Raw genomic sequence first — 14,456 nt, forward strand, 5'->3', positions numbered from 1 at the left:
AAAGCTTATTTTTAAGGCTCTGTTGACTGCTGTTGTATACCAACTAGGTGCAGTAATACTTGGTTTGCAATGTGGGGAGGCGTGCTGATATCGATATCACACGGCTAAAGATGCAACTTAAGTCCTTTAGATTTTCGCCCAAGACTTTCAACCGTTTTTGTTAATGTGTCTCTTACCTTATATATGTATATGCCTATATAAGGTAAAAAACTGTTCAACGACGTCTATTATTTAGAGGGGTAGAGTGAAGTGACCTAACTCGCACTCCATAGCAATTGTCCGCAATCGGTAAGATCATAACCACCCAGTAGCGCGGCCATTTGTCGCGCGTGCCCGCCAGCTAACATAGTAAAGAGTTGTTGTAGCTGACGGCGAAAGTAAATGCTTTGTGGCATAACGAAATCGAAAGACTCCTTAATGAGTGGCACGAAACTTAGGCCGCTTTCGAGGGCTACAGACTGGCAACCAAAACCGATATCCGCATCTCCTCTGGCAATATAACCTGCAAGCTCACGTTCACTATAGGCTGTGAGCACGACATTGAGCTGATCTAAACGCGCACCCTGCTTTAATAACCAATGCTCTAAATGCTGCTGACTCCCAGCTCCCCCCTGACGGCTCACCCAACGCCAAGGCATGCTCACTACTTTATCTTCCTCCTGGCATCTGTGGTGCATATCGGCACGCATGATCAACCCTTGTTGACGGGAATAACCGTGCACCATGATCCACTGTTGATGGTTGTTATAGCCTCTAAGCAATGCGGGATGGCGAATATTTCGATCTTCCATACTGCCCCAATGCAGAGTGCACACATCGGCATATCCCTTCGCTAACAACTCTAAACCGAGACGCGATCCCGTTGCACTATAGCTAATGAGTTCACGGCTACCAACCTGAGCCATTAAACGTGCAACTAGCATAGATAAGAGTGGATCATCACTGCCGGTGATCAATAAGCGGTCGGTGAGCATGCCACTATGGCATGAATCCATTACCCAGCGGTCAATCAACACCTTGGGGAATAGCCATTTCCCCGTAATTTTAGTGGCGGGCAGGATCCTATCATTCGCCATGGCATAGACTTTCTTCTCATTTAGATCTAAATACTCGGCCACCTGCTTCGCACTCATGTAGATCAATTCACTGGCAGAAGTCATCTTGCGTCCTTATCCTTCTATTTACTGTTAGTTCAATACCCACTATTGCAGATCACTTTGTTGAACTGGTCTTTGCATCAAACTCAAGATTTTCACTGCCGTGATAGACTAAAAAATGCCGTCCCTTAGCACGGGCGATAATGGTAATCCCTAATTTCTGCGCTAGCTCTAATCCCATTTGGGTGACACCGCTGCGTGATAGCAAGACAGGAATTCCCATCTTGGCAACTTTAATCACCATCTCAGAGGTTAATCGCCCTGTTGTGTAGAAAATCTTGTTATCACCGCGATCCTGCGCCAACCACATATCACCCGCGAGGGTATCTACCGCATTATGGCGACCAACATCCTCCACAAACGCCCCGATTTGGTCCGCTTCACATAGGCCACAACCGTGCACGGCGCCTGCATTTTTATAGGTTTCATTATATTCATTGATATTTTTCAGCAGGCTGTAGAGAGTGCTTTGCTTAAGCTGGGGAGTGGGTAACTGAATATCATCCAAGTCTTGCATAAAACTGCCATAAACCGTGCCCTGACCACAACCTGAGGTCACCGTTTTTTCAGAGAGTTTCTCATCGAGATCGGCGGTTTGTTCACGGGTAATCACAGCCGCAGAATTTACCTCCCAATCGACAATAACTGAGTCCAATAGGCTCACATCCGAAATAAAGCCTTGGTTCTTTAGATAACCTAATGCCAGTGACTCAGGTTTTGCACCTAGGGTCATCAGTGTCACTATCGGGCGCCAGTTCAAATAAACCGTAAGAGGTCGCTCACAGGCGACAAACTTATCGAGTATTTCCCCGGTTTCATCAACCGCTTTTACGGCAATGGTTAATGGCACTTCAGCCTGGGTTTTCACAAAAGTAAACTGACGCCTTATTGCCGAATGGCCATTATCTGCTTGTAACTGCTTGTCTATACTCGTGCTGTTATCAGAACTCATAGTGCTACCGCTTAACGAATGATGGTCAGAGCATAGCAATATTTGTACCTAGGTATAAAACTAGGGAGCAAATGCGTGATCTGCCGCAATTCAGGCGAAACACTTGGACGTTTATGTCCTAGACAAAGTGACCAACTGGACAAAATGTCTCAAACCCATACCTATTTTGATGATCTACTTCAAACTAATACCCCATGTTTACTGGCATCAATATTGCAGCGACCTTTTATCCTAGTTTGTTGGTGAAAACGATCCGCCATTTAATGGCGCGCCCTCCAACTCAGTTGAAACGGAGACACAATGCAACATACAACGAGTGTTTGGCCTATGTACGTTTCACTCCGAAAAGTAGAGAAACAGACCGGCCGCTGGACTTCAGTGCAGTGGGAAATTGAACACTTACTCCCAGCTACCCACGGAGCCCCCAAAGATGCAACTTTAGTGTTGCTTGAGTTGCATAAGGATGAGCGTGCTAGCTATCGCATCAATCTCGACATGGATAACGCCATGCTCTATTTAGTCTGCGATGAAATGGCCGATGGCACTTGGGTTCCAGCCATGCTTTCGGCGGATCAAAACGTCGCGGCGGGGTGCCTAGAGGGCAATACTCCCGTTATCAATATGCTAATGCCAGAGGCAATTGCCTGTTGGATTGAGGCCTTTATCACTCAGTATGGTGAAGTCGAAATCGCGGCCTATCGCCGTAAGCATGTCGATGGACGCAATAATCAAGGCCCGAGTCGCGATCCTTTGCGGAGTGATACATGACAGACACTGCACCTAAAACCAGTGGTTTTTTGGGTCGTTGGACTCAGCGCCGTGAACAAGTTGCCGCTGAGGAAGCCGCTCTCAAGGCACAAGCCGCGCAGCCAGAAATCACGGCTGTTAAGGCTGAAGTTGAGCCAGAATCGACGGCAACAAACATTTCGACCGAGCAGCAAGATCCTGCACAAACACTGCAGCAGGATGATCCAAACCGCATTCTAACGGCTGAAGATCTGCCTAATCCTGAAGAGATTGAGATTGGCGGTAGCTTTGCCAGCTTTATGGGGGCCAATGTTGACCCTGCAGCAAAAACGGCAGCACTACGCGCTCTATGGAAACAACCACATTTCAATGAGATAGATGGACTTTTAGAGTATGCGCTCGACTACAGCAATCAGCCTAAGCTCAGTCCCGAAGTTTCAGCCAAATTGGCGCAAAAAGTATTTCGTTATATCACCAAAGACGGCAATGGATCAGACGAAGAGTCACTCTTAGCCGAAGGTGTGGCGCCGAACGCCCCAGAAAATGCAATGGAATCAAAAAACAGTGATGTCGAAACCGGGTTAGCAACAGCACAGATAGCGGACAATTTGGATGGGGAGACTGATGACCTACCCCAAAATGCACCAGAGCCCTTAGCTCAAGTGCAAAAGCCAGTTGTTTAATGTCAGTTTAGCTAATTTTTATGTCCACAACTTTGGTATGTGAATTGCTGTACTAAGGGATAAAACTTAGATAAAAGCAGAAAAGGCAATGACTTACTTAAAACCTGCCGCCTAAATCTGCAGCGATACAGCTAAAGGAACAGCCAAAGTACTGTTCAGGAACGCAATGTGAGCACTCATTTGATAACCAATCAAAACCAAGACGCACTCAAACAAGTGCGGCAACATGTGTTAGCACAGACACAGATTTTACAGAATCTGATCCCACCCACGGTGAGTTACACCACCGAAGGTACTGTGCTCATTATCGGTCCAGAGGATCTTGCACGCCTAGCCGCGGACAAATTGTCCACTATGGCGAGCCGAGTGATTTTGGCTAATGAAGCGATAACCAGCCAAGATGAAGCACACCTTGAGCGTGTGATGGCGGCGGCAACAAATGTCGAAAGCTATTACAACAAACTCATTGGCGTAAAAGGTTTTTTAGGCCAGTTCCAAGTCAGTGTTGAACACCAGAATGGTACTGCAGAACTCAGCTTAGTCGCCATTCGCAAACCCCATTTCGATATAGTGCTCGATTTGAGTAGCACAGCTTGCTTGAACTTAGAAATGTTGCCTCCCGGTTATTTCTATGTAGGTCAAGACGCTGCAAAACTCGAGGATGCACTGGCACAAATTCCAGAATTAGTCGGCCAATTTGATAAGCCTCGCTATGTAAAAATCAATGCCGATCTATGTGCCCACGATCGCAATGGCATCAATGGTTGTAATCGTTGCCTTAACTTCTGCCCTGCCGATGCGATTAGCAGTGTCGCGAAGAAAATTGAAATCGATCCATATCTTTGTCACGGGGCAGGCAGTTGTACTAGTGCTTGCCCAACGGGCGCCATCAGCTACGACTTACCCACGCCACAGGCTTTACATTCATACCTGAATAAAATCATCGCGCGTTTCCGCGAACAGGCCCAAACCGCACCCGTGATTTTATTCCACGACAATGCCGTCGGCGCCGATTTTATTACCGAAGAGTTAGCGGGTGACATCCTCCCCGTCGCACTAGAAGAAATTACCGTTGCCAGCTTAGATCATTGGTTATCGGTCCTCGCATGGGGCGCGCGCCAAGTACTGATCCTCAACACCGATGCCACAGCGCCAACCCTCACCCAAATGCTTAAAGGCGAACTGTCATTAGCTAACAGTATTTTAGATGAGATGGGCCAGCCGCAACGCATCAGCCTTATCGACCCGAGCATGCTTAACAATTTACATCCGATGCTCGATATCAGCTTAGATTGGCCTGTAATCGTACCCGCGGCCTTTGCCTCGACCACGAAACGCAACACGCTATTTGATGCGATAGACCACCTCAATAGCCAAGCGGGTGAGATTGATACTTGCTTAAGCCTCAGCAACATTCCCTTTGGCAAAGTCGGTGTCAATGTCGAGAAATGCACCCTATGTATGTCCTGCGTGGCAATTTGCCCAACCATGGCATTACAGGATGGTGGGGATAAACCTGCGCTACACTTCATTGAACAAAACTGTGTGCAATGCGGTTTATGTGAGGCGGCCTGCCCTGAAAAAGTGATTAGCCTAACCCCACAAATTAATTTTGATAAAGCTGCCCGTCAGCAACAACATACCCTGAAAGAAGAAGCCCCCTTCGAATGTATTCGCTGCGGTGCTCCTTTTGCGACCCAATCTATGGTGCATCGGATGCTAGATATGGTCGGCGCGCACAGCGCATTCTCAGCCAATATTGAACGCTTGAAGATGTGTGGCGACTGCCGGGTAAAAGACATGTTTGAAGACATTCTTCAAGATCCTGAAAAGCAACTGCGATAAGAGATCCGCTATGACCGAATCAGTAAGACAAGTTTCAGAAAACGATCAGTTGAGAGCCGATATCTATCAACTTTTGGCCGCTCTATTACGCCGTCATCCCAGCCCTGAATTGCTGCGCTTTTTGGCCAATCTTGAAATCGACGCCAATGAAGATAATGAAATGACCAAGGCCTGGTTATCCCTGCAACTCGCAGCACAGCAGTTCAACAGTGAACAGCTAGAAGACGAGTATTTTGCCCTATTCCTCGGGGTTGGTTGCGGTGAGATCCTGCCCTACGGTAGTTGGTTTATGACTGGCTCACTAATGGATAAACCCCTCGCGCTGCTACGCCAAGATCTAATGCAACTGGGATTCGAGCGGGAAGACAATGTCAAAGAGCCCGAAGATCATGTTGCCGCCCTATGTGAAGTGATGGGAACCCTGATTTTAGAAGCACCGAGTTATCGCCAACTGGCTTTTTATCAACGCCATATCGGCAGTTGGATAGGTCGCTTCTGTGACAATTTAGCAAAAACACCCAGCGCGGCCTTTTATGTCACTGTTGCCCATCTCGCAAAAGCGTTTTTCAAGATGGAAGCCAACGCATTTGAACAATTAAGCTTAGATATTCCAGTCAATTGCCCAGGTAGTGCCGACTTGCAAGCGGCGGCAAGTGATTTAGAAAAACAAGTGGAATTAATCAACTAGACCAAATAGCACGCACTATACAGCTATGGTTCCACTTGCGATGTTTTTGTACAGAGGTGAGTTGATCCACCTTTAGCAGAAGAAAGGAAGCCTCAGCTTCCGCAATAACCGAGGTGGTCACTCCTGTAACCACTTCTCTAGTAACACAAGGAGACACTATGAAGAAGCAAGCTTCCGACATGGGCCGTCGCCAATTGCTTAAAGCATTGGCACTGGGCAGTGCGGCGGGGGCGGTAGCCACTGTGAGCGGTCAGGCATTAGCCTCAACGCCAACGGTTGCCCCTACCGAACCTAAGAGCGAGAACTATCGCGAAACCGACCATATTCGTAATTACTATGCGTCGCTTAAAAACTAACTAGAGGAGAGTGTGTGATGCGATTAACCCGCAAAACAGACCAGGTTGCTGAGCCTAAAGCGCCCGCCCTAGGTCTTAATCGTCGCCAATTCTTAAAATCCGCAGGTCTTGCCACTGGTGGTATCGCCGCAGTATCTATGCTGGGCACAGGCATGATGCGTAAAGCAGAGGCCAAAGATATCCCCCACAATGCCCCCACCGAAGTTAAACGTACCATTTGCTCTCACTGCGCAGTGGGTTGTGGTATCTACGCTGAAGTGCAAAACGGCGTGTGGACAGGCCAAGAACCCGCGTTCGATCATCCCTTCAACCAAGGCGGTCACTGCGCTAAAGGTGCGGCGCTACGTGAACATGGTCATGGTGAAAAACGCCTGAAATACCCAATGAAGTTAGAGGGCGGTAAATGGAAAAAGATCTCTTGGGATCAAGCTATTACTGAAGTCGGCGATAAGATGGCAGCGATTCGTCAAGAGTCAGGCCCTGATTCAGTTTACTTTATGGGTAGTGCCAAGTTTTCTAACGAACAAGCCTATTTATATCGTAAATTAGCGGCACTGTGGGGCACGAACAACGTCGACCATTCAGCCCGTATTTGTCACTCTACCACGGTAGCCGGTGTTGCTAACACTTGGGGCTACGGTGCGCAAACCAACTCAATCAACGATATTCGCAACTCTAAGTGCGTCATGTTTGTGGGCTCAAACCCCAGTGAGGCTCACCCAGTTGCGATGCAGCACATTCTAGTTGCCAAAGAGCGTGGCGCTAAAATCATCGTTGTCGATCCCCGCTTCACCCGTACTGCGGCTAAGTCCGATGAGTATGTGCACATTCGTCCAGGTACCGATATTCCCTTCATTTATGGCCTGTTATGGCACATTTTTGAAAATGGCTGGGAAGACAAAGAGTTTATCAAGCAACGTGTATACGGCATGGATCGTATCCGCGAAGAAGTGAAGAAGTACACCCCAGAAGAAGTTGAACTGGTTGCAGGTGTGCCTAAGGCTCAAATGTACCGTGTCGCCAAGATGATGGCCGAAACAAAACCTGGCACCATTGTTTGGTGTATGGGCGGTACCCAGCACCACGTAGGTAATGCCAACACTCGTTCCTACTGTATTTTACAGTTGGCTCTGGGCAATATGGGCGTTTCAGGCGGTGGAACTAACATTTTCCGTGGCCATGATAACGTGCAAGGCGCAACAGACTTTGGCTTGTTATTCGATAACTTACCCGGTTACTACGGTTTAACCTCTGGCGCTTGGGCTCACTGGTCTAACGTTTGGGACTTAGATCCAAAATGGGTTGCAGCCCGCTTTGACCAAGGTGAGTACTTGGGCCAAAAACCACAAACTTCAACGGGTATCCCTTGTTCCCGCTGGCACGATGGTGTGTTAGAAGATAAAACCAAAATAGCACAGAAGGACAATATCCGTTTGGCGTTCTTTTGGGGGCAATCTGTCAACACTGAAACCCGTGGCCGCGAAGTGCGTGAAGCCCTAAACAAAATGGATACAGTCGTCGTTGTCGATCCCTTCCCAACCATGGCGGGTGTTATGCACCAACGTCAAGATGGGGTTTATTTACTGCCTGCGGCAACCCAGTTTGAAACCTACGGCTCAGTCTCTGCCACTAACCGTTCAATTCAATGGCGCTCCAAAGTCATCGAGCCACTGTTCGAATCCCTGCCAGATCACGTAATTATGTACAAACTCGCGAAGAAGGTTGGGATAGATCAAGAGCTGTTTAAACATATCAAAGTCAATGGTGATGAACCTTTGATTGAAGATATTACCCGCGAATTTAATAAAGGTATGTGGACTGTCGGTTATACCGGACAAAGCCCTGAGCGTTTAAAAATGCACCAAGAAAATTGGGGCACCTTTGACGTTAACAGCTTGCAGGCACCCGGCGGCCCAGCGAAAGGTGAAACCTACGGCTTACCTTGGCCATGTTGGGGCACGCCAGAGATGAAACACCCTGGAACCCAGATCCTCTACGATCAATCTAAACATGTTAAAGACGGTGGCGGTAACTTCCGTGCTCGCTATGGTGTGGAACACGATGGCGTCAACATTCTTGCCGAGGGAACTTACTCCAAGGGCAGTGAACTCCAAGATGGCTACCCAGAATTCACCGCCGACATGCTCAAGCAATTGGGTTGGTGGGATGACTTAACCGAGGACGAAAAGAAATACGCCGAAGGCAAAAACTGGAAAACCGATATTTCTGGCGGTATCCAACGTGTAGCCATCAAACACGGCTGTATCCCTTTTGGTAACGCTAAGGCACGCTGTATCGTATGGACCTTCCCAGACGATATTCCACGCCACCGCGAACCACTCTACACTCCACGCCGTGACTTAGTCGCTAAGTACCCAACCTACGAAGACCGTATGGTTGCACGGCTTCCAACCCTGTATAAGTCCATTCAAGACAAGGACTTTGCTAAGGACTTCCCACTGGCACTGACATCAGGCCGCCTAGTGGAATACGAAGGCGGTGGTGAAGAGACCCGTTCTAATCCTTGGCTTGCGGAGCTACAGCAGGAAATGTTCATCGAGATGAACCCTGCCGACGCCGCAGACCGTGGCATTCGTGACGGTGACAATGTCTTTGTTCATGGCCCTGAGGGCGCCAAAATCACGGTTAAGGCTATGGTCACACCGCGCGTTATTGCCGGTGAATGTTTTATGCCATACCACTTTGCAGGGGTGTTTGAAGGTGAAAGTCTCGCGAAAAACTATCCAGAAGGCACAGTGCCCTATGTGGTAGGCGAGTCAGCAAACACCATTTTAACCTACGGCTATGATGTTGTGACTCAGATGCAAGAAACTAAGTCCAGCCTCTGCCAAATCAGCAAAGCCTAACCTACTTGATGAGGAGATAAGCCATTATGGCAGTCATGAAATTTCTATGTGACACCAAACGCTGCATCGAGTGTAACGGTTGCGTCACTGCATGTAAGAACGAAAACGACTCCGCTCTCGAGTGGGGTATTCAACGTCGCCGCGTGGTGACGATTAACGATGGTCAACCGGGCGAAGCCTCGATTTCAGTGGCATGTATGCACTGTACCGATGCTCCTTGCATGGCCGTATGTCCGGCAGATTGTTTCTACCGTACCGACGATGGCATAGTGCTACACAACAAAGATACCTGTATCGGTTGTGGCTACTGCTTCTATGCCTGCCCGTTTGGTGCACCACAATTTCCGAAGAAAACCGCCTTCGGTAGCCGCGGTAAAATGGACAAGTGTACCTTCTGTGCCGGCGGCCCAGAAGAAACCTTCTCCGAAGCCGAGCACAAAAAATACGGTGCCAACCGTATTGCTGAAGGCAAGCTACCTATGTGTGCGGAGCTTTGTTCTACCAAAGCACTGCTTGCGGGTGATGCGGAAGTGGTATCAAACATTTACCGTCAACGTATGGCCTCTCGAGGCAATCCTAACGTGATTTGGGGCTACAACCCAAAGACCGGTGAGATTAACTAAGCAGAGCGAGGGTTAGGGAGTGATCCCTAACCTCTGGCAAGGAGTGACAATGTTAAACAAACAGTTCAACAAATCACTGCGCAGTCTGTTTGCTCTGATGGTACTCGTGATGGGATTGGGTCTAGGTTCAGTGATGAGCGCAAACCCAGTACAGGCAAGCGATCAGCAATCGAGTCAACAACAGGCGAAAGCGCAAACCAGTGATGCCGATCTTTGGCGCGCGGTAAAAGCAGGCGATGCCGGCTATACCACCGCCAAAGGCGTAGAAACTGGCGTGTTGATTAATGTTGCCGGTAACCAAGGTAAAGAACTGAGAAATCAATATATCACCCCGATTATGGCCTTAGCCGTTACGGGCGTGTTTGGTGCTTTCTTATTGTTTTATCTGGTGAATGGCCCCTCAAAACTCAGCCACGGCTTCTCGGGCAAGATGGTTGTTCGTTGGTCAAAGGCGGATCTGTGGATCCACTGGATCATGGCAATCAGTTGTCTAGCGCTGATGTTTACTGGCTTAACCATTATGCTCGGTAAGCATGTAGTGCAAGAACTGCTAGGGCCGGATCTTTGGGCACCGCTGATCTACGGCAGTAAAACCATCCACGATTGGGCAGGTCCCATCTTTATCATGGCTTGGATTGTCTGTGTGGTGAAATGGATGCCACTGCAAACCTTTAAGATGTACGATCTAAAATGGTTTTTAGTGGTCGGGGGCTATATCAACTTTGGTCCTTTCAAAGGTAAACATCCCGATAGCGGCTTTGCCAACGCCGGTGAGAAAATGTGGTTCTGGACACTGACCCTATTTGGGTTGTTTATCAGTGTGTCCGGCATCATGTTGGTTTTACCCGGCTTAGACTTACCCCGTGAAGCCTCGATGGGCGCGCTGCTGATCCACTCGATCAGTGCCGTTATCCTGATTGCCTTTACTATTGTGCATATCTGGATGGCGACCGTGCTCAGCGAAGGCGGTATGGAGTGTATGAAGTCAGGCTATTGTGATGAAAACTGGGCAATCCAGCACCACAATTTATGGTATGACGAAATCAAAGAGAACGGCAATTTAAAATATAAAGACTAAATAACTCATGTTGTTAGTCCCTCAAACACCTCGCTCAGCGGGGTGTTTTTTTATAGCAGAACAATAATCCAAACAAAGCATTAACATAAGAACCATTACCCCTGCTATTTCCTGCTCCAATGCAGCCACACAAACTATGAGCGAGTTAACGCTTTTGAATAATGAGCCGTCATTTCAGGACTGCAAACTGTTCTAGATCAATTCCGACCCAATCCTTTCCTACTATAGTGCCGGCACGCGCGATGATTAACGGTAAACAAGATGATTTTATTATCTTTTCCACCTCAAAACGTCACTTTTTGATAACAAGTTACCCCCCTCGAAAAGCCGCGCTATTTCAACAAACATTACCCCTAATTCAGGAGTCAGCATGAAGCAACAACCCAGCGATTTATCCCGTCGCTCTTTGCTTAAAGCGCTCACCGTTGGCAGTGTAGCCGGCGCCGCAATTGCCGCCACCGGCATCAGCGCAGCCCAAGCCAGCGAGAGCAGCAAGGTAACTAAAAATGAAGCTCAGGGTTACCACGAAACTGCGCACATTATCAGCTATTACGATAGCCTGCGTAGCTAATCTAGGAGAAGTCAGCGATGAAGTTAACTCGCAAGTCCGATGTCGCCCAAGTGGCAGACAAACCGACGTTAGGCATTAGCCGTCGTCAATTTATGAAGCAAGCAGGTATTGCTACCGGTGGTATCGCAGCCGCTTCTCTGATGGGCACTGGCATGATGCGCCGCGCCGAAGCCAAAGACGTGCCACACGATGCGCCTATCGAAGTTAAACGTACGATTTGTAGTGCCTGTGCCGTGGGTTGTGGTCTGTATGCCGAAGTACAAAATGGTGTCTGGACGGGTCAAGAACCTGCATTCGATCACCCCTTCAATGCCGGCGGTCACTGTGCAAAAGGTGCCGCACTGCGTGAGCATGGCCACGGTGAAAAACGCCTGAAATACCCAATGAAATTGGTTGATGGCAAGTGGAAAAAAATCTCTTGGGAAGATGCGATTAACGAAGTGGGCGACCAAATGCTCAACATTCGTAAAGAATCTGGCCCAGACTCTGTGTACTTCATGGGTAGCGCTAAGTTCTCTAACGAAGGCTGCTATATGTACCGCAAACTGGCGGCCATGTGGGGGCACAAACAACGTCGACCACTCAGCTCGTATTTGTCACTCTACCACGGTAGCCGGTGTTGCTAACACTTGGGGTTACGGTGCGCAAACTAACTCTTTCAACGACATTCAGAATGCCAATGCTATCTTCCTGATCGGGGCAAACCCAGCGGAAGCGCATCCAGTATCTATGCAACACATTCTGATCGCTAAAGAGAAAAACAACGCGAAAATCATCGTTGTTGACCCAAGATTCTCTCGCACTGCGGCCCACTCAGATCTGCACTGCGCGATTCGTCCAGGTACCGACATTCCCTTTATCTACGGTATGTTATGGCACATTTTCGAAAACGGTTGGGAAGATAAAACCTTTATCCAACAACGCGTATTCGAGATGGAAACCATTCGTGAAGAAGCCAAAAAATTCCCACCTAAAGAAGTGGCAAATATCACTGGCGTGAGCGAAGAAGTGGTTTATCAAGCCGCTAAACTGATGGCGGAAAACCGTCCGGGTACAGTGATTTGGTGTATGGGTGGTACTCAGCACCACGTAGGTAACGCTAACACCCGCGCTTACTGTATTCTGCAATTAGCCCTAGGCAACATGGGCGTATCTGGCGGCGGTACTAACATTTTCCGTGGTCACGATAACGTACAAGGCGCGACTGACTTAGGTCTGTTATTCGACAACCTGCCTGGCTACTACGGTTTAACCTCAGCCGCTTGGACTCACTGGACCCACGTATGGGATCTGGATATGGAGTGGGTGAAGAGCCGCTTCGATCAAACGCCTTATCTAGGTAAAGATCCTATGACCACGCCCGGTATTCCCTGTTCTCGCTGGCACGATGGCGTGTTAGAAGACAAGAGCAAGCTGGCTCAGAAAGACAATATCCGTATGGCCTTCTTCTGGGGTCAATCGGTCAACACTGAAACCCGTCAACGTGAAGTGCGTGATGCCTTAGACAAGATGGACACAGTAGTGGTTGTCGACCCATTCCCAACAATGGCGGGTGTTATGCACCGTCGTAAGAATGGCGTGTATCTGCTACCCGCAGCGACTCAGTTTGAAACTCAAGGTTCAGTATCTAACTCAGGCCGTTCCATCCAATGGCGTGAGAAAGTCATAGAGCCACTGTTTGAATCTAAAACCGATATCGAAATCATGTACCGTTTAGCGCAAAAACTCGGTATCGCCGAGCAGTACACTAAACGCATCGCCAAAGAAAATGATTTACCTGTGATTGAAGACATCACCCGCGAAATCAACCGCGGTATGTGGACCATCGGTATGACGGGCCAAAGCCCAGAGCGTCTGAAACTGCATACCCAAAACTGGGGCACCTTCAGCAACAAGACACTCGAAGCAGCAGGCGGCCCAGCGAAGGGCGAAACCTACGGTTTACCTTGGCCATGTTGGGGCACGCCAGAAGCTAAACACCCTGGCACCCAAATTCTGTATAACCAATCCAAACACGTTAAAGACGGCGGCGGTAACTTCCGCGCTCGTTATGGCGTTGAATACAATGGCAAAAACCTGCTGGCTGAAGGCACTTTCTCTAAAGGTGCCGAGATCCAAGACGGTTACCCAGAGTTCTCCGACAAGCTGCTCAAGCAACTCGGTTGGTGGGATGACCTGACAGCGGAAGAAAAAGCCGAAGCCGAAGGCCGCAACTGGAAAACCGACCTATCAGGCGGTATCGTGCGCGTGGCAATCAAGCACGGTTGTATTCCATTTGGTAACGCTAAAGCCCGTTGTATCGTTTGGACCTTCCCAGACCAAGTGCCAGTACACCGCGAGCCGTTATACACGCCGCGCCGTGATTTAGTGGCTAAGTACCCAACCTACGACGACATGCAAGTACATCGTCTGCCAACGCTGTACAAGTCTATCCAAGACAAAGACTTAAGTGGCAAGTACCCACTCGTCCTGACCTCTGGTCGCTTAGTGGAATACGAAGGTGGTGGTGAGGAGTCTCGTTCTAACCCATGGCTGGCTGAGCTTCAACAGGAAATGTTTGTTGAGATAAGCCCTGCAGACGCAGCCGACCGCGGTATCCGCAACGGTGAGTTTGTGTGGTTAGAGGGCGCCGAAGGTGGCCGCATTAAGGTACAAGCCATGGTAACGCCACGGGTTAAACCGGGTGTGACCTTTATGCCTTACCACTTTGCGGGTGTGATGCACGGTGAAAGCTTAGCGCCTAACTACCCTGAGGGCACTGTGCCTTACGTTATCGGTGAATCCGCTAACACGGCACTGACCTATGGTTATGACCCTGTGACTCAAATGCAGGAAACCAAAGCGTCGCTCTGTCAGATCGTTAAAGCGTAAGTGCAGCTTAAGCTAGGA

At 48.9% G+C, this 14,456-nt stretch carries 11 protein-coding genes and 1 pseudogene; 10 read left to right on the forward strand and 2 right to left on the reverse strand.

The genetic code is table 11. The features are described from left to right. Positions 1-254: 254 nt before the first annotated feature. Together SOHN41_RS18150 and SOHN41_RS18155 are read right to left on the reverse strand one after the other, a co-directional pair. The gene (locus SOHN41_RS18150; protein ID WP_007651879.1) at positions 255-1,160 is read right to left on the reverse strand and encodes a helix-turn-helix transcriptional regulator; all 906 of its coding nucleotides are present in this window, start codon (positions 1,158-1,160) and stop codon (positions 255-257) included. A 52-nt stretch (positions 1,161-1,212) separates the two neighbouring features. Further along, complete coding sequence (locus tag SOHN41_RS18155; protein WP_007651880.1) at positions 1,213-2,109, reverse strand: formate dehydrogenase accessory sulfurtransferase FdhD; 897 nt, start codon at positions 2,107-2,109, stop codon at positions 1,213-1,215. Positions 2,110-2,409: 300 nt separating this feature from the next. Here SOHN41_RS18155 and SOHN41_RS18160 point away from each other — a divergent pair, with 300 nt between their 5' ends. The 10 genes and pseudogenes from SOHN41_RS18160 to SOHN41_RS18205 all read left to right on the forward strand — a co-directional run bounded on the left by SOHN41_RS18160 (position 2,410) and on the right by SOHN41_RS18205 (position 14,438). After that, a complete protein-coding gene (locus SOHN41_RS18160; protein ID WP_037459649.1) occupies positions 2,410-2,877 on the forward strand; it encodes a DUF3305 domain-containing protein in 468 nt (155 codons plus the stop codon). Then, positions 2,874-3,539, forward strand: a complete 666-nt coding sequence (locus tag SOHN41_RS18165) for a DUF3306 domain-containing protein (protein WP_007651883.1) — start codon at positions 2,874-2,876, stop codon at positions 3,537-3,539. Before SOHN41_RS18160 ends, SOHN41_RS18165 begins: the two co-directional genes overlap by 4 nt. Positions 3,540-3,722: 183 nt before the next feature. Continuing rightward, positions 3,723-5,384 carry a 4Fe-4S binding protein gene (locus tag SOHN41_RS18170; RefSeq protein WP_037459716.1) on the forward strand — a complete coding sequence of 554 codons (1,662 nt, stop codon included), beginning with the start codon at positions 3,723-3,725 and terminating at the stop codon, positions 5,382-5,384. Between the two features lie 10 nt (positions 5,385-5,394). Beyond that, positions 5,395-6,072, forward strand: coding sequence for a TorD/DmsD family molecular chaperone (locus tag SOHN41_RS18175; RefSeq protein ID WP_007651885.1), 678 nt, complete (start codon positions 5,395-5,397; stop codon positions 6,070-6,072). Positions 6,073-6,230: 158 nt separating this feature from the next. After that, a complete protein-coding gene (locus SOHN41_RS18180) occupies positions 6,231-6,428 on the forward strand; it encodes a twin-arginine translocation signal domain-containing protein (protein ID WP_007651886.1) in 198 nt (65 codons plus the stop codon). A gap of 17 nt (positions 6,429-6,445) precedes the next feature. Next, the gene (locus tag SOHN41_RS18185; RefSeq protein WP_007651887.1) at positions 6,446-9,295 is read left to right on the forward strand and encodes a formate dehydrogenase subunit alpha; all 2,850 of its coding nucleotides are present in this window, start codon (positions 6,446-6,448) and stop codon (positions 9,293-9,295) included. Between the two features lie 26 nt (positions 9,296-9,321). Then, positions 9,322-9,918 carry a formate dehydrogenase FDH3 subunit beta gene (gene fdh3B, locus SOHN41_RS18190; protein ID WP_007651894.1) on the forward strand — a complete coding sequence of 199 codons (597 nt, stop codon included), beginning with the start codon at positions 9,322-9,324 and terminating at the stop codon, positions 9,916-9,918. Positions 9,919-9,967: 49 nt separating this feature from the next. Next, positions 9,968-10,996, forward strand: coding sequence for a formate dehydrogenase subunit gamma (locus SOHN41_RS18195; protein WP_007651895.1), 1,029 nt, complete (start codon positions 9,968-9,970; stop codon positions 10,994-10,996). 370 nt (positions 10,997-11,366) lie between these two features. Beyond that, on the forward strand, positions 11,367-11,567 hold the full coding sequence (locus SOHN41_RS18200; protein WP_007651896.1) for a twin-arginine translocation signal domain-containing protein: 201 nt from the start codon (positions 11,367-11,369) through the stop codon (positions 11,565-11,567). A 17-nt stretch (positions 11,568-11,584) separates the two neighbouring features. Continuing rightward, positions 11,585-14,438: pseudogene (locus SOHN41_RS18205) on the forward strand (molybdopterin-dependent oxidoreductase). Positions 14,439-14,456: the final 18 nt, after the last annotated feature.

This window comes from Shewanella sp. HN-41, from assembly GCF_000217915.1.
Lineage (GTDB): Bacteria > Pseudomonadota > Gammaproteobacteria > Enterobacterales > Shewanellaceae > Shewanella.

Bases quoted from the DNA above. Each gene is read 5' to 3' on its own strand.
- SOHN41_RS18195 (WP_007651895.1), top strand. From the start codon at position 9,968: ATGTTAAACAAACAGTTCAACAAATCACTGCGCAGTCTGTTTGCTCTG.
- SOHN41_RS18160 (WP_037459649.1), top strand. From the start codon at position 2,410: ATGCAACATACAACGAGTGTTTGGCCTATGTACGTTTCACTCCGAAAA.
- fdh3B (WP_007651894.1), top strand. From the start codon at position 9,322: ATGGCAGTCATGAAATTTCTATGTGACACCAAACGCTGCATCGAGTGT.
- SOHN41_RS18165 (WP_007651883.1), top strand. From the start codon at position 2,874: ATGACAGACACTGCACCTAAAACCAGTGGTTTTTTGGGTCGTTGGACT.
- SOHN41_RS18200 (WP_007651896.1), top strand. From the start codon at position 11,367: ATGAAGCAACAACCCAGCGATTTATCCCGTCGCTCTTTGCTTAAAGCG.
- SOHN41_RS18155 (WP_007651880.1), bottom strand. From the start codon at position 2,109: ATGAGTTCTGATAACAGCACGAGTATAGACAAGCAGTTACAAGCAGAT.
- SOHN41_RS18185 (WP_007651887.1), top strand. From the start codon at position 6,446: ATGCGATTAACCCGCAAAACAGACCAGGTTGCTGAGCCTAAAGCGCCC.
- SOHN41_RS18175 (WP_007651885.1), top strand. From the start codon at position 5,395: ATGACCGAATCAGTAAGACAAGTTTCAGAAAACGATCAGTTGAGAGCC.
- SOHN41_RS18180 (WP_007651886.1), top strand. From the start codon at position 6,231: ATGAAGAAGCAAGCTTCCGACATGGGCCGTCGCCAATTGCTTAAAGCA.
- SOHN41_RS18150 (WP_007651879.1), bottom strand. From the start codon at position 1,160: ATGACTTCTGCCAGTGAATTGATCTACATGAGTGCGAAGCAGGTGGCC.